14 protein-coding genes are annotated in these 15,322 nt (G+C 72.8%); 9 read left to right on the top strand and 5 right to left on the bottom strand.

Features of this window, described 5'->3' with window-relative positions; genetic code table 11:
- The 4 genes from IE109_RS28020 to IE109_RS28005 form a co-directional block, all read left to right on the top strand.
- The coding region (locus IE109_RS28020) for a sensor histidine kinase (protein WP_373297789.1) at positions 1–368 on the top strand (368 nt) is incomplete at its 5' end.
- Between the two features lie 287 nt (positions 369–655).
- Complete coding sequence (locus IE109_RS28015; RefSeq protein WP_506417186.1) at positions 656–1,339, top strand: response regulator transcription factor; 684 nt, start codon at positions 656–658, stop codon at positions 1,337–1,339.
- Positions 1,340–1,626: 287 nt separating this feature from the next.
- Positions 1,627–3,597 (top strand): 2-oxoacid:acceptor oxidoreductase subunit alpha, encoded by a 1,971-nt coding sequence (locus tag IE109_RS28010; protein ID WP_189554150.1) that lies wholly within the window; start codon positions 1,627–1,629, stop codon positions 3,595–3,597.
- Positions 3,590–4,639: a 2-oxoacid:ferredoxin oxidoreductase subunit beta gene (locus IE109_RS28005; protein WP_189554149.1), complete on the top strand. Its 1,050-nt coding sequence runs from the start codon at positions 3,590–3,592 to the stop codon at positions 4,637–4,639. Before IE109_RS28010 ends, IE109_RS28005 begins: the two co-directional genes overlap by 8 nt.
- A 36-nt stretch (positions 4,640–4,675) precedes the next feature.
- On the opposite strand, the gene IE109_RS28000 is transcribed toward IE109_RS28005, so the two are convergent.
- Entirely contained in the window at positions 4,676–5,068 is a 393-nt protein-coding gene (locus IE109_RS28000; RefSeq protein WP_189554148.1) for a winged helix-turn-helix transcriptional regulator, read from the bottom strand.
- 92 nt (positions 5,069–5,160) lie between these two features.
- Here IE109_RS28000 and IE109_RS27995 point away from each other — a divergent pair, with 92 nt between their 5' ends.
- On the top strand, positions 5,161–6,024 hold the full coding sequence (locus IE109_RS27995; protein WP_189554147.1) for an SDR family oxidoreductase: 864 nt from the start codon (positions 5,161–5,163) through the stop codon (positions 6,022–6,024).
- 183 nt (positions 6,025–6,207) lie between these two features.
- A complete protein-coding gene (gene rarD / locus IE109_RS27990) occupies positions 6,208–7,248 on the top strand; it encodes an EamA family transporter RarD (RefSeq protein WP_229891628.1) in 1,041 nt (346 codons plus the stop codon).
- Here rarD and IE109_RS27985 read toward each other — a convergent pair.
- Positions 7,245–7,646, bottom strand: coding sequence for an SRPBCC domain-containing protein (locus IE109_RS27985; RefSeq protein ID WP_189554145.1), 402 nt, complete (start codon positions 7,644–7,646; stop codon positions 7,245–7,247). The two genes, rarD and IE109_RS27985, sit on opposite strands and share 4 nt — an antisense overlap.
- Positions 7,631–8,242, bottom strand: coding sequence for a CGNR zinc finger domain-containing protein (locus IE109_RS27980; protein ID WP_189554159.1), 612 nt, complete (start codon positions 8,240–8,242; stop codon positions 7,631–7,633). The genes IE109_RS27985 and IE109_RS27980 overlap by 16 nt, the downstream gene beginning before the upstream one ends.
- Before the next feature lie 42 nt (positions 8,243–8,284).
- Here IE109_RS27980 and IE109_RS27975 point away from each other — a divergent pair, with 42 nt between their 5' ends.
- The gene (locus IE109_RS27975) at positions 8,285–8,737 is read left to right on the top strand and encodes a VOC family protein (protein WP_189554144.1); all 453 of its coding nucleotides are present in this window, start codon (positions 8,285–8,287) and stop codon (positions 8,735–8,737) included.
- 382 nt (positions 8,738–9,119) lie between these two features.
- Positions 9,120–10,481: a M28 family peptidase gene (locus IE109_RS27970; RefSeq protein ID WP_189554143.1), complete on the top strand. Its 1,362-nt coding sequence runs from the start codon at positions 9,120–9,122 to the stop codon at positions 10,479–10,481.
- Between the two features lie 153 nt (positions 10,482–10,634).
- Here the strand turns inward: IE109_RS27970 and IE109_RS27965 are convergent, their stop codons facing one another.
- Together IE109_RS27965 and IE109_RS27960 are read right to left on the bottom strand one after the other, a co-directional pair.
- Positions 10,635–11,828: a LolA family protein gene (locus IE109_RS27965; protein ID WP_189554142.1), complete on the bottom strand. Its 1,194-nt coding sequence runs from the start codon at positions 11,826–11,828 to the stop codon at positions 10,635–10,637.
- 121 nt (positions 11,829–11,949) lie between these two features.
- Positions 11,950–12,960, bottom strand: coding sequence for a polyprenyl synthetase family protein (locus tag IE109_RS27960; protein WP_189554141.1), 1,011 nt, complete (start codon positions 12,958–12,960; stop codon positions 11,950–11,952).
- Positions 12,961–13,176: 216 nt separating this feature from the next.
- Between IE109_RS27960 and IE109_RS27955 the strand changes: the two genes are divergently transcribed.
- The gene (locus IE109_RS27955) at positions 13,177–15,303 is read left to right on the top strand and encodes a CocE/NonD family hydrolase (RefSeq protein WP_189554140.1); all 2,127 of its coding nucleotides are present in this window, start codon (positions 13,177–13,179) and stop codon (positions 15,301–15,303) included.
- Positions 15,304–15,322 lie beyond the last annotated feature (19 nt).

Here is a 15,322-nt window from a genome sequence, read left to right as displayed (position 1 = left end):
ACCGAGGACTCGACGCCGCCCTGTCCTCCGTCGCCTCCCGCTGCACCGTCCCCGTCACCGTGGAGGTGGACCTGCCGTCTCGGCCGATACCCGCGATCGAGGGCATCGCCTACTTCACCGTCTCGGAGCTCCTCCAGAACGTCTCCAAGCACTCGCGAGCCGACCATGCGACGGTCGACGTATGGCGAGTGGACGACAGGCTGATGCTCCAGGTGACGGACGACGGTCGTGGCGGCGCGGACGTGACCAAGGGCGGCGGCCTCGCGGGGCTGACGGAGCGGCTGGACGCGGTGGACGGCATCGTCGCCGTGCACTCCCCCGTGGGCGGTCCGACGACGATCACCGCCGAGCTGCCCTGGCGGGGCTGACCCCGCCGTCCTCCCGCCGGTCCCACCGGTTGCCGGGCCCGCCGGGTCCCACCGGCGCCCCGGCGCGCCTCCCCGGCCACCTCCGGGTCCGTCATCTCCGGGTCCGTCATCTACGGGTCCGACACCTCCGTGCCCCTCACCTCCACCTCTGTCGGCACGCCCTTCTCCGTCGCGGCCCGGTGGCCGCGGGCCGGCCAGTTGTCCACAGGCCGGCCCGCCGGCGTACGGCTGCTGGGATGCTGGGGCACAGACGCGGGACGCGCGTGGTGGAGATCGGAACATGGGGGATGCGGGTCGTGGTGGAGGACAGGGTGCGCGTGGTCATCGCGGAGGATTCGGTGCTGCTCCGGGAGGGCCTGACCCGGCTGCTGACCGACCGGGGCCATGACGTGGTGGCCGGAGTCGGGGACGGTGACGCGCTGGTGACGACGGTGGCCGGGCTGGCCGGCGAGGGCGCGCTGCCGGACGTGGTGGTGGCCGACGTACGGATGCCGCCGACCCACACCGACGAGGGCGTGCGGGCGGCGGTGCGGCTCCGTGCGGAGTACCCGGACATGGGGGTGCTGGTGCTCTCGCAGTACGTGGAGGAGCGGTACGCCACCGAGCTGCTGGCGGGCAGCAGCCGGGGCGTGGGCTACCTGCTGAAGGACCGGGTCGCCGAGGTCCGGGAGTTCGTGGACGCGGTGGTCCGGGTGGCCCGGGGCGGCACGGCCCTGGACCCCGAGGTGGTGGCCCAGCTGCTCGGCCGCAGCCGTAAGCAGGACGTGCTTGCGGCGCTGACGCCGCGCGAGCGCGAGGTCCTGGGCCTGATGGCGGAAGGCAGGACCAATTCGGCGATCGCGCGGCAGCTGAAGGTGAGCGAGGGGGCGGTGGAGAAGCACGTGAGCAACATCTTCCTGAAGCTCGGCCTGTCGCCGAGCGACGGGGACCACCGCCGGGTGCTCGCGGTGCTGACCTACCTGAACGGCTGAGGTGCGGCGCCCGCCGAGCCGGCCGCGCCGGCCGGGGAATCCGCCGCACGGCCCGGAATCGAAGGACGAGTCGGGAGCGTCGTTACCGAACGGCACAGGGGGAGACGAAGCATGATGATCCAGGGCGTAAGGGCGTCTCAGAGAGGCGTCCATCATATGAGCGGTCCAGGGTGGGCGCCCCTTGCGGACGTAGGGTGGGCCTTGGGACGGCCGGTGGGCCGGCTGTCTCCCGAGCGTTCCCCCGCCGACGGCGGGGAGGCCCCTTGTCTCGAGGGAGGTCCAGTTCAGTGACCAGCCAGGTCAGTAGCCCAGCCGATCGGTCCGACGGGTCCGGTGGGGACCGGACGGCCGGTGAGGCTGTCGTCGGGGAACAGCGTGGCGGCCCCGGCCAGCAGGGTGCGGAAAAGGAAGTACGCCGTCTGGACCGGGTGATCATCCGTTTCGCGGGTGACTCGGGCGACGGTATGCAGCTGACGGGTGACCGTTTCACGTCGGAGACGGCGTCGTTCGGGAACGACCTGTCGACCCTGCCGAACTTCCCGGCCGAGATCCGGGCGCCCGCCGGCACGCTGCCGGGCGTCTCGTCCTTCCAGCTGCACTTCGCCGACCACGACATCCTCACGCCGGGTGACGCGCCCAACGTGCTCGTGGCGATGAACCCCGCCGCGCTGAAGGCCAACATCGGGGACGTGCCGCGCGGCGGCGAGATCATCGTCAACACCGACGAGTTCGCCAAGCGGGCCATGGCGAAGGTCGGCTACGAGACGTCCCCGCTGGAGGACGGCTCACTGGACGGCTACCGGGTCCATCCGGTGCCGCTGACGACGCTGACGATCGAGGCGCTCAAGGACTTCGGCCTGTCCCGCAAGGAGGCCGAGCGCTCCAAGAACATGTTCGCGCTCGGGCTGCTGAGCTGGATGTACCACCGTCCGACCGAGGGCACGGAGAAATTCCTGCGGCGGAAGTTCGCCAGGAAGCCGGAGATCGCCGAGGCGAACGTGGCGGCCTTCCGCGCCGGGTGGAACTTCGGCGAGACCACCGAGGACTTCGCGGTCTCCTACGAGGTCGCCCCGGCCACCAAGGCGTTCCCCGCCGGCACCTACCGGAACATCTCCGGGAACCTCGCCCTCGCCTACGGCCTGGTCGCCGCGGGCCGACAGGCGGACCTGCCGCTGTACCTGGGCTCCTACCCGATCACCCCGGCGTCCGACATCCTGCACGAGCTGTCCAAGCACAAGAACTTCGGTGTGCGGACCTTCCAGGCCGAGGACGAGATCGCGGGCATCGGCGCGGCGCTGGGCGCGGCCTTCGGCGGGTCGCTGGCGGTCACCACCACGTCGGGCCCCGGTGTGGCGCTGAAGTCGGAGACGATCGGGCTCGCGGTCTCGCTGGAGCTGCCGCTGCTGATCGTCGACATCCAGCGTGGCGGCCCGTCCACCGGGCTGCCGACCAAGACGGAGCAGGCGGACCTCCTCCAGGCGATGTACGGGCGCAACGGCGAGGCCCCGGTGCCGATCGTGGCGCCGAGGACCCCGGCGGACTGCTTCGACGCGGCGCTGGAGGCGGCGCGGATCGCGCTGACCTACCGCACCCCGGTGTTCCTGCTCTCCGACGGCTACCTGGCCAACGGCTCCGAGCCGTGGCGCGTCCCGGACCTGGAGGAGCTGCCCGACCTGGGCGTACGGTTCGCCACCGGGCCGAACCACACGCTGGACGACGGCACCGAGGTCTTCTGGCCCTACAAACGCGACCCGGAGACGCTGGCCCGCCCGTGGGCCCTGCCCGGTACGCCGGGGCTGGAGCACCGGATCGGCGGCATCGAGAAGCAGGACGGCACGGGCAACATCTCCTACGACCCGGCCAACCACGACTTCATGGTCCGCACCCGCCAGGCCAAGGTCGACGGCATCGACGTCCCCGACCTGGAGATCGACGACCCGGGCTCCGCCGCCCGCACCCTGGTGCTGGGCTGGGGCTCGACGTACGGGCCGATCACGGCCGCCGTGCGACGGCTGCGGTCGGCCGGCGAGTCGATCGGCCAGGCCCACCTGCGCCACCTCAACCCCCTCCCGAAGAACCTCGGGGTGGTGCTCAAGCGGTACGACAAGGTCGTCGTGCCGGAGATGAACCTGGGCCAGCTCGCCACTCTCATCAGGGCGAAATATCTGGTCGACGCGCACAGCTACAACCAGGTGAACGGTATGCCGTTCAAGGCCGAGCAGCTCGCCACCGCTCTCAAGGAGGCCATCCATGACTGAGGCGCTGAAGCTGGTCCCCAAGGCCGAGGCCAAGCAGTCCATGAAGGACTTCAAGTCCGATCAGGAAGTGCGCTGGTGCCCCGGCTGCGGTGACTACGCCATCCTCGCCGCCGTGCAGGGCTTCATGCCCGAGCTCGGCCTGGCGAAGGAGAACATCGTCTTCGTCTCCGGCATCGGATGCTCGTCCCGCTTCCCGTACTACATGAACACCTACGGGATGCACTCGATCCACGGCCGCGCGCCGGCGATCGCGACGGGCCTGGCCTCCTCCCGCACCGACCTGTCCGTCTGGGTCGTCACCGGCGACGGGGACGCGCTGTCCATCGGCGGCAACCACCTGATCCACGCCCTGCGGCGCAACGTCAACCTCAAGATCCTGCTGTTCAACAACCGGATCTACGGCCTGACGAAGGGGCAGTACTCGCCGACGTCCGAGGTCGGCAAGGTCACCAAGTCGACGCCGATGGGTTCGCTCGACGCGCCGTTCAACCCGGTGTCCCTGGCCATCGGCGCGGAGGCGTCCTTCGTGGCCCGGACCGTCGACTCCGACCGCAAGCACCTCACCGAGGTGCTGCGGCAGGCGGCCGACCACCCCGGCACGGCGCTGGTCGAGATCTACCAGAACTGCAACATCTTCAACGACGGGGCCTTCGACGTCCTGAAGGACAAGGACAAGGCCGAGGAGGCCGTGATCCGGCTGGAGCACGGGCAGCCGGTCCGCTTCGGCCCGGACGGCGCCAAGGGTGTGGTGCGGGACCCGGCCACCGGCGACCTGAAGGTCGTGACGGTCACCCCCGAGAACGAGGGCCAGGTCATCGTCCACGACGCGCACGGCGCCAGCCCGACCACGGCCTTCGCCCTGTCCCGGCTCGCGGACCCCGACACGCTGCACCACACACCCATCGGCGTGTTCCGTGCCGTCCGGCGCCCCGTCTACGACACGCAGATGGCCGACCAGCTCGACGCGGCCGTCGAGCAGAACGGCAAGGGCGACCTGGCGGCGCTGCTCGCGGGCAACGACACATGGACCGTCGTCGGCTGACGTCCGGCGCGGTCGGCCACCGGGCCCGGGTCTCCGTCAGGAGGCCCGGGCCTCGTCGTAGACCTCCTGTGCCCGCCGGACGTCGTCGACGTGCCGCTCGGTCCACCGGGCGAGGGCCCACACCTGCTCGGCGGCCTCCCTGCCGAGCGCGGTGAGCGAGTAGTCGACGCGGGGCGGGATGACGGGCTGGGCGTCGCGGTGGACGAAGCCGTCCCGCTCCAGGGTCTGGAGCGTCTGGGCGAGCATCTTCTCGCTGACGCCCCCGATGAAGCGGCGCAGTTCGCTGAACCGGTACGGGCGCTCCAGCAGGGCGGCGAGCACCAGCACGCCCCAGCGGCTGGTGACGTGCTCCAGGACCTGACGGGAGGGACACATGGCGTCCATGACGTTCGGCGGGAGCGGCTGGGCGGCCGGGATGCTTACGCTCATGACAGTACCTTACTTCAAAGTGGGTACTTTCCTCCAGTTAGTGCATTCCGTAGGTTGGTGCTCCGATCGTCCGACCGAAGGAGAACCACCTCATGAGCATCGTCGTCACCGGAGCCACCGGCCGTCTCGGCCGCCTCGTCGTCGACGCCCTGCTGGCCGACGGCATCGCGCCGGCCCGCATCGTCGCCGTCGTACGCGACAAGGCGAAGGCCGCCGACCTGGCTGAGCGCGGCGTCGACCTGCGCGTCGCCGACTACGACCGGCCCGAGACGCTGGCCGACGCGTTCCAGGCGGGCGACCGCGTACTGCTGGTCTCCGGCAGCGAGGTGGGGCGGCGCGTGCCGCAGCACGCCGCGGTGATCAGCGCGGCCAAGGCGGCGGGCGTGGCGCAGCTGGCGTACACCGGCATCCTGGGCGGGCCGGAGGCCGACTTCGAGCTGGCCGCCGAGCACCAGGTGACCGAGCGGCTGATCCTGGACTCCGGCCTGCCGTACACGCTGCTGCGCAACGGCTGGTACACCGAGAACTACACCGACCAGCTCGCCCCGGTCCTGGAGCACGGCGCGGTCGTCGCCAACGCCGGCCAGGGGCGCGTCGCCTCCGCCGCCCGCGCCGACTACGCGGCCGCGGCCGCCGCCGTGCTGACCCAGGAGGGGCACCTGGGTCAGGTGTACGAGCTGAGCGGCGACACCGCGTGGTCGCTGGCCGAGTACGCGGCGGAGGTCTCGCGCCGGTCGGGCAAGGCCGTCGCGTACCGGAACGTGCCGGCCGAGGCGCACCTGGCGGTCCTCACCGGCGCCGGGGTCCCCGAGCCGTTCGCGGCGATCCTCGTCGATGTCGACAAGGCGATCGAGCGCGGCCGGCTGGCCCGCACCGACGGCGACCTGTCCCGCCTGATCGGCCGCCCGACCACCCCGCTCGCCGACACGGTGGCGCAGGCGCTGGAACGCCTGTGATCCAGGCGTCATGACCGTATCGCGGTACGGACATGACAGGCCGCCCCGCCCGGCGCTACCTTCGTCCGCAGGGCATGTTCAGGGCATGTGCGGGACAGGGGCGCGGAAGGGCGGCGGCCGGTGGCGGCGAAGAGCGGCGGCGAGCAGCGGGCGGGATTCCTCTACGGCGTGAGCGCCTACGGCATGTGGGGCCTCGTGCCGCTCTTCTGGCCGCTGCTCAAGCCGGCCGGGGCCATCGAGATCCTGGCCCACCGCATGGTCTGGTCCCTGGTCGTCGTGGGCGTCGCGCTCCTCGCGCTGCGCCGCTGGGGCTGGATACGCGAGCTGCTGGGCCAGCCCCGCAAGCTCGGCCTGATAGCGCTCGCCGCGACCGTGATCACCATCAACTGGGGCCTGTACATCTGGGCCGTGAACGCGGGCCAGGTGGTGGAGGCCTCCCTCGGCTACTTCATCAACCCGCTGGTCACCATCGCCATGGGCGTCCTGCTGCTGAAGGAGCGGCTGCGGCCGGCGCAGTGGGCGGCGGTCGGCACCGGCTTCGTGGCGGTGGTGGTCCTGGCGGTGGGCTACGGCCGGCCGCCGTGGATCTCGCTGATCCTCGCCTTCTCCTTCGCCGTCTACGGCCTGGTGAAGAAGAAGGTCAACATCGGGGGCCTGGAGTCGCTGGCGGCGGAGACCGCCGTCCAGTTCCTGCCGGCGCTGGCGTACCTGCTGTGGCTGGGCTCGCGGGGCTCGGCGCACTTCGGCGGCGAGGGGGCGGGCCACGCGGCGCTGCTCGCCGCGACCGGCGTGGTCACCGCGGTGCCGCTGGTCTGCTTCGGCGCGGCGGCGATCCGGGTGCCTTTGTCGACCCTGGGGCTGTTGCAGTACCTGGCGCCGGTGTTCCAGTTCACCCTGGGCGTCGTCTACTTCCACGAGGCCATGCCGCCCGAGCGGTGGGCGGGCTTCTCACTCGTCTGGCTCGCCCTGACGGTGCTGACGTGGGACGCCCTGCGCACGTCGCGGCGTACGAGGGCGGAGGCGGCGGCGCTGCGGCTGTCGGCGGCCACGAGCGCGGCGGGCGCGAGGACGGCGGAGAGCGCGACGCCGCCGGCGACCGCGACGAAGGAGGCGGAAACGGCGGGGGCGACGGCGGCAACCGAGGCCACGGCGGCGACCGCCCCCGCGGCCGGTCCGGCGGGACCGCGGGGGACCACCCGGCCGGTGGACGCGCCGAAGGTCTAGCCGGCGCCCACGCCCAGCTCCTCCACCACCCGGCGCATCACGCCCTGCCAGTGCGCACGGCGCCGCTCCCGCTCGTCCGCGCTCGCGAGCCGCTCCTGATGGAAGCGGAGGACCGCCTTCCGAGGGCCGGCCCCGGAGACGGTGACCTGGAGCGTCGTCCCGCCGTAGGTGAGGCGTACGCGGTCGCCCGGCCGGTAGCCGCGCACCTCGCCGGTGACGCCGTCGGCCGTCGCGTAGGCCGCGCCCCGCTCGGTGGGCAACCCGCCCCGGACGTCACCGAGCCACAGCGCGAGGCCCTCAGGGCCCGTGATGAACTCCCAGACGGCGCCGGCCGGCAGCGGCAGGGTCTTCGAGACGCCGGTCTCCCACCCCGCGTCGCGCGTCAGACCTGTGGGCATCGTTCTTCTCCTTCGCTCTGTGTACGGGCGCGATGGGCACGCACCTTGTGCCGGTTGCCGCACCGTTCCATCGCGCACCAGCGGCGGCGGCCGGGGCGGGAGGTGTCGACGAAGAGCAGGTAGCAGTCGGGACCGCCGCACTCGCGGATCCGGCCCGCCGCCGCGTGCGCGCCCGTGAACAGCTCGACCGCGTCGCGGGCGACCGTCGACAGCAGCCCGGCCACGCTCGCGCCGGGCGCCCACTCCCGCTCCCCCGCCGCCGTCATGCGCACGACCAGCGGCGGTACGGCCGCGGCGGCGTTCACCACGGCCAGGTCGGCGGCCCCCGGGGGGCGGCCGTGCGCCCGGGCGACGGTAAGCCTCTGCAGGGCGTCCCGCACCTCCCGCACCGCGGCGAGGTCGCCCTCGCCCACGGGCGGCAGCCGCAGGCTTGGAGGCTCCAGGCGGCTGGCCGCCACCCAGTCGAGCAACCCGGCGGGAGTGTCGAGCACCTCGAACCGGGCGAGCGGGCCCGGGCCGCCGGTGAGCAGCAGCTCCAGGCACAGGGCGCCCGGATCGAAGCGGAAGGAGCCGCCGTCCGGCGGACGCAGGGTCATTCCCGTTGCACGCTCACTCACCTAACCAATATAAGTGGTTACATGACACCGCTCCACTGGAAGCTTGTGATCGACGCCGCCGACCCGCACGCCCAGGCCGACTTCTGGGCGGAGGCCCTGGGGTACCTGGTCGAGGACAACAGCGCCCTGATCGACCGGCTGCTCGGCCTCGGACACGTGACGGAGGCGGACACCGTCGAGGCGCACGGCCGTCGCGCCTGGCGGAATCTGGTCGCAGTCCGGCATCCGGACGACCCGTACCAGGAGGAGACGGGCATCGGGCTCGGCAGGCGGCTGCTCTTCCAGCGCGTACCGGAAGCGAAGACCGGGAAGAACCGCCTCCACCTCGATCTGCACGCTCCACCGGGACGGCGCGACGCGGAGGTGGCGCGCCTGGAGGCGCGGGGCGCGTCCGTACTGCGTCACGTCGAGGAGCCGGGTGGCGAGTGGACCGTCCTGGCCGACCCGGAGGGCAACGAGTTCTGCGTGCAGTAGCTGCCGGGGCGACGCCGTGCCGGCGCCGGTGCCGGACCCCGCGGGCGTCACCCCGGCCGGACCCTCCGGGTGGACCAGGTGCACGGACGGGGACGCGCATGGGCCGTCAGGAGCGCTCATGGACGGACGGGACTGGAAAACGGTGCGATGGAGTTCATTCCACGACCGCTTCGCGTCGACTGCCTTCCGATATCCGAACAGTGGTGACCGGTTTACGCCCTTGACGCTGAGTCAAACTCTCGCTGAACATTCAGCACGCACGTCGCAGCAGTAGCTGCACCCGCTCCACCGGCTCGACCAGCTCCAACGCCCCGCGCCACCCCGGCCGCGGGGCGTCTCGCACGTTCCGTCCCATCCCCGTACGGAATTCCGGAGCCCCCACATGAATCTCTCCGTCCACCACCGCATACCCAGACGCACCGCCGCGACAGCCGCGCTCGTCCTGGCCGGCCTCCTGGCCACCGCCGCCCCGGCCGCCACCGCCGCCCCGTCCTCCGCGACGACCACGTCGACCACGGCACGGACGACCGCCGCCGCGCTCGCCGCACCGGACATCCCCCTCGCCAACGTCAAGGGGCACCTCACCCAGTTCCAGTCCATAGCCGGCGCCAACGGCGGCAACCGCGCCCACGGCCGCCCCGGCTACAAGGCGTCGATCGACTACGTGAAGGCCAAGCTGGACGCCGCCGGATACACCACCACCGTCCAGCAGTTCACGTACAACGGCACCACCGGCTACAACCTGATCGCCGACTGGCCCGGCGGCGACACCAACCAGGTGATCATGGCCGGCGCCCACCTCGACTCCGTGTCCTCCGGCGCCGGCATCAACGACAACGGCTCCGGGTCGGCCGCCGTGCTGGAGACCGCGCTCGCCGTCTCCCGCGCCCAGCTCAAGCCCACCAAGCACCTGCGCTTCGGATGGTGGGGCGCGGAGGAACTCGGCCTGGTCGGCTCCAAGCACTACGTGAGCACCCTGCCCGCCACCGAGCGGGCCAAGGTCTCCGGGTACCTCAACTTCGACATGATCGGTTCGCCGAACCCCGGCTACTTCGTCTACGACGACGACCCGGTCATCGAGAAGACCTTCAAGGACTACTTCACCGGCCTCGGCGTCCCCACCGAGATCGAGACCGAGGGCGACGGCCGCTCCGACCACGCCTCGTTCAAGAACGCCGGCATTCCCGTCGGCGGTCTGTTCACCGGCGCGAGCCGTACGAAGACCAGCGCCCAGGCGCAGAAGTGGGGCGGTACGGCCGGCCAGGCCTTCGACCGCTGCTACCACTCCTCCTGCGACAGCACGTCCAACATCAACGACACGGCGCTCGACCGGAACAGCGACGCGGTCGCGCACGCCATCTGGACGCTGTCGGCCGGTACGACCGAGCCCCCCACCGGTGACACGTACGAGAACACCGCCGACGTGGCCATCCCGGACAACGGCACGGCCGTGACGTCAACGGTCACCGTCGCCGGCCGCACCGGCAACGCGCCGGCCGCGCTGAAGGTGGGCGTCGACATCGTCCACACCTGGCGCGGCGACCTGGTCGTGGACCTCGTCGCGCCCGACGGCACGGCGTACCGCCTGAAGAACTCCAGCAGCAGCGACTCGGCGGACAACGTGCAGACCACGTACACGGTCGACGCGTCGAGCGAGGCGGCGAACGGCGCGTGGAAGCTGCGCGCGCAGGACGTGGCGGCCCAGGACACGGGCTACATCAACGCCTTCCGCCTCACGTTCTGAGCCCCGGCCCCCGGCCCCTTCCCCGGCCACCCGGCCAAGGGCCGCACCGGCGCCCGCGCACGGGCCCGCCGCACCGCACAAGCAGGCGCCCCGCCCGGAGAGCGAACACAGCCTCTCCGGGCGGGGCGCCCCCCAACGAGCCGCGCGCACCGCCTACTTGTCGGCGTTGGCCGCGTCGACCAGCGCCCCGGGGGTGACGGCGCCCACGTAGACCCTGCCGTCGTCGGTCATCAGGGCGTTGACCAGACGGGTCTTGAACACGGTCCCGGAACCGAACTTCCCGGTCACCTTGTCGCCGAGCGCGTCCAGGAACTGCTGGGCCTCCGCCGGTGCGTCCTCGGGCAGATCGGAGGGGACACCACCGGACGGGCCGGCGAGCCGGGCGATGGACGTCCAGCCCTCACCGATGACGTTCAGGTCATCCTCGCCCGCGAAGTCCTCGGGGGCACCCTTCCCGCCCTTCTCCCGGGGGACGGCGTGCTCCGCCGCGCCGGCCGGCTCCTCGATCACCTTGGCGCCCTCGGGCGGGGTGAAGTCGAACGTCGACGCGTCGGGCTTGGCGAAGTCCACCTTGGTGAACCCGGCGTCGATCGCGGCCTTGCCGCCGCCGCTCGGGGTGAGCGTGAACTTCAGCGGCACGCCGTTGCCCGCGTCCACCGCGACCTTGATCGATCCGATCGTCGAACCGCTCTGCTTCGGCTTGATCACCAGCTGGTACGCGTCACGCCCGGCGATCCGCGCCGTACCGTCCACCGTCACCGACGTCGTGGCGTCGACGGCCTTCAGCGCCTCGTCCACCAGGGCCTTGGGCGTGGCCGGGCCGCTCGGGAGACCGGGCGCGGTGCGGGCGCCGTCATCGGACCGTGCCGCCCCGGACGGTGCCGCCTCCTTGGAGTGCACCGCCTCCTTGGACGCCCCGTCGTACGCCCAGACGTCCTCGCCGTCGCGCACCAGGCTGTACTCGGCGGAGGCGTCGTCCACGACGGTCAGCCGCTGCTTGTCCGGCCCGTCCGCCGCAACCCGCAGGGTGTGGGTGCCGGAGGCGAGCTCCAGCAGCTTGCCGATGCCCTCGTCGCCGCCCGCCGCGCCCCCGAGGTCGCCCCCGAGCCCGGCCACGGACGGCAGACCCAGGTCCGTCGTCACCTTCACCGTGCCGGACAGCTGCTGCACGTCCGACGCGGCGATTCTCTCCATCAGTTGCTGTGCCGTGATCTCCGGCAGTTCGGGGTCCCCGGATGCCGCGAGCGCCGGGACGAGCCCGATCGTCGCCGCCGCCACCCCCGCCACCGCGACCGGAACCGCGTACCGTGCCGTCCTGCGGCGTCCGGCGCTGTCGTTCGGTGCCATGTGTGCCTACCTCCGTGGTCAGCGATCCATCGGTATCCATCTGACCAAGGCGGCACCCCCTGGGGCGTCAGACCGGGGGCCCGACTTCCGTACTGCTCAGGGATGACAACGACCCCGAGCCCTACCCCGCGCGGTGCACCACCAGGTCGCACAGCTCCTCCAGCGCGGCCTTCGCGTAGCAGTCCGGGAGGGGCCCCAGCGTGGCCCGCGCCTCCTGGGCGTACCGGACGGTGTCCCGCCGGGCCTGCTCCAGGGCCGGGTGGACGCGCAGCCGCCGCAGGGCCTCCGCGTGCCGGGCGTCGTCCGTCAGGTCGCCGTCCAGCAGCGCGACCAGCTCCAGGTCCTCCGCCCCGCCGCCCGACGCCGCCCGCGCCCGCAGGTGCAGCACCGGCAGGGTGGGGATGCCCTCCCGCAGGTCGGTGCCGGGCGTCTTGCCGGACTCGTGGGAGTCGGAGGCGATGTCCAGGACGTCGTCGGCGAGCTGGAAGGCGACGCCGAGCCGCTCGCCGTACTGCGTGAGGATGTCCACGGCCCGCTCGTCGGCGCCCGACATCATCGCGCCGAAGCGCCCCGACACGGCGATCAGCGAGCCGGTCTTGCCGGCGATGACGTCCAGGTAGTGCTCGACCGGGTCGCGCCCGTCGCGCGGGCCGGCCGTCTCCAGGATCTGTCCGGTGACGAGGCGCTCGAACGCCTCGGCCTGGATGCGCACCGCTTCGGGGCCGAGGTCCGCCAGGATGTGCGAGGCCCGCGCGAAGAGGAAGTCACCCGTCAGGACGGCCACCGAGTTGCCCCAGCGGGCGTTGGCGCTGTCCACCCCGCGGCGCACGTCCGCCTCGTCCATGACGTCGTCGTGGTACAGGGTCGCGAGGTGCGTGAGCTCGACGACGACGGCGGAGGGCACGACGCCCGGGGCGTGCGGGTCGCCGAACTGGGCGGCGAGCATCACCAGCAGCGGACGGAAGCGCTTCCCCCCGGCCCGTACCAGGTGCTGTGCGGCCTCGGTGATGAACGGCACGTCGCTCTTGGTGGCATCGAGGAGCCCTGCCTCGACGGCCGCCAATCCGGTCTGGACATCGGCCTCAAGAGCCTGGTCCCGCACGCTCAGCCCGAACGGCCCGACTGCGGTCACGAGGGGGTCTCCTGTCTGGTGACGATCACACGGATTGTCGATGTGTCGCTGGATTCACTCAAGTCAGCGTATCCGGTCCCCTTTCGATCACCGTGGGCGCCTTCCGCCCTCCCCCGGTATGTTCAAGAACAGCTCATATGACCGTGAACGCCCCCTTTACCCCATGCTGCCAAGGAAACCCCAGGGAACATCGACGAGACGGGTCCCGAGGCCCCTATGAAGATCCGCACCGCCTTTCCGTACGCAACGGTCCACGAGGACGTCCGCGTCCCCCTCGCGGACGGCACGAGGCTCTACGCACGGGTGTGGCGCCCCCTCACCGACGAGCCCGTCCCCGCCCTCCTGGAGTACGACCCGCACCGGCTGACCGACTGGTCCGCGCCCCGCGACCGGCAGCGCCACCCCTGGTACGCGGGGCACGGCTACGCCTCGGTGCGGGTGGACGCGCGCGGCCACGGCAACAGCGAGGGACTGCCCGGCGACCTGGGCTCCGGGGCGGAGCCCTCCGACTGCGCCGAGGTGATCGACTGGCTCGCCGCCCGGCCGTGGTGCACCGGCCGCGTCGGCATGTTCGGCGTCGGCCGGGGCGGCACCGCCGCGCTGCGGACCGCCGCGCTCGCCCCCGAGCCGCTCCGGGCGGTCGTCGCCGTCGCCTGCCCCGACGGGCGGTACGAGGCCGGGGTCCCCCACCGGGACGGTCCGGCCGACGGGAACGGCCCGGAACCGGCGGACGGCCCCGATGGCGCGGGCGGCCCCGCCGACGGCCCGGCCGCCCAGGACGGTCCGGCCGACGGGAACGGCACGCCCGGCCTGTCGGCAGCCCTGCTCGCCCGGTCGGCCGCCCTGCTCGCCCTCGCCGCGTGCCCGCCCGACCCCCGGTACGCCGGTGACGCCTGGCGCGAGATGTGGCCGGCCCGCCTCGAAGCGCTGGCGCCCCCGGCGCACGCCTGGCTCGCGCACCCGGCCGGCGACGACCACGCCGGGACCGGCGGACCCGGCCCCGGGGGCGGCGCCCCTGACCCGTACGCCTCCGTCCGGGCGGCCGTCCTCGCGGTGGGCGGGTGGCACGACCCGTACCACGACACCGTCCTGCGGCTGGTCGCGCACCTGCCGGACGACCTGGTCCGGGGCGTCATCGGGCCCTGGGCGCACCAGTACCCGGACCGGGAGCAGTCGCCCGGTCCCGCGATCGGCTTCCTCCAGGAGACGCTGCGCTGGTGGGACCACCACCTGAAGGGCGAGCCCACCGGGGTCATGTCCGAACCGCTCCTCCGCTCCTGGATCGGCACGCCGTCCCCGCCGGTGCCCGCCCGCCCGGAGCCCGGACCCCGCCCCGGGCCGGGGCCCGCCGGACGCTGGGTGGGCGACGGCGCCTGGCCGTCGCCGAACGTCACGCCGGTCACGTACGCCCTCCAGGGCCCGCCCGTCCTCGTCCGCTCCCCGCAGCACACCGGCCTGGACGCCGGGCGCCCGGTCCCGTCCGGCGATCCCGCCGGCCTGCCGCCCGACCAGCGGGCCGAGGACGCCCACGCGGCCTGCTTCGACTTCCCCGTCCCGCACGACGGCGCACCCGTCGACGTCCTCGGCCGGCCCCGCGTCGCCCTCACCCTGCGCGCCGAGGCCCCCGCCGGGCAGGTCGCCGTCCGCCTCTGCGACGTCGCCCCGGACGGCTCGTCCACCCTCGTCACCCGGGGCGCGGCGCGGCTGGCCGCCGGGCCCGGAGGCGGCCCACGCGAGTACGTCTTCGAACTGGACGGCACCGGCCACGCCTTCCCGCCCGGCCACCGGATCCGGCTCGCGGTCTCCTCCGCGTACTGGCCCCGGGTCTGGCCCGGCCCCCGGGCCGCCGGCTTCACCCTCGACCCGGCCGCCTGCTCGCTCCGGCTGCCCGTCCGCCGGCCCACCACCGACAGCGTCGCCTTCGCGGAACCGGAACAGGCCGAGCCCCTCGGCGTCACCGTCCCCGCCGCCCTGGACGACCCCGAGACCCGGCGCCCCGCGCGCCTGATCGTCCGGGACGTCGCCGCAGGCGAGTGGCGCCTGGAGGACCGCCCCAGCCAGGACGGCACCCACGCGTACCCGGACGGGCTGGAGATCACCGAGGACGCCGTGGAGACCTGTGTCATCACCGAGGGGGAACCCCTCTCCGCCCGCGCCCGCACGGAGTGGAGGATCCGCCTGCACCGACCGGACATCGCCTGGAACGTCACCGTCGACGCCCGCTCGGAGATCGTCTGTGACGCCACCCACTTCCTCACCACCGACGAGGTGATCTGCGCCGAAGGTCCCGAGGTGGTGTTCCACCACACCTGGGAGAAGCGCATCGCCCGCGCGCCGGGCTGATCTAACGTGTCCCCCACAC

It is taken from the genome of Streptomyces lavendofoliae, assembly GCF_014649735.1.
Lineage (GTDB): Bacteria > Actinomycetota > Actinomycetes > Streptomycetales > Streptomycetaceae > Streptomyces > Streptomyces lavendofoliae.
Note: the sequence above shows the minus strand (reverse complement) of the source record. Positions and strands in the feature narration are given on the sequence as shown.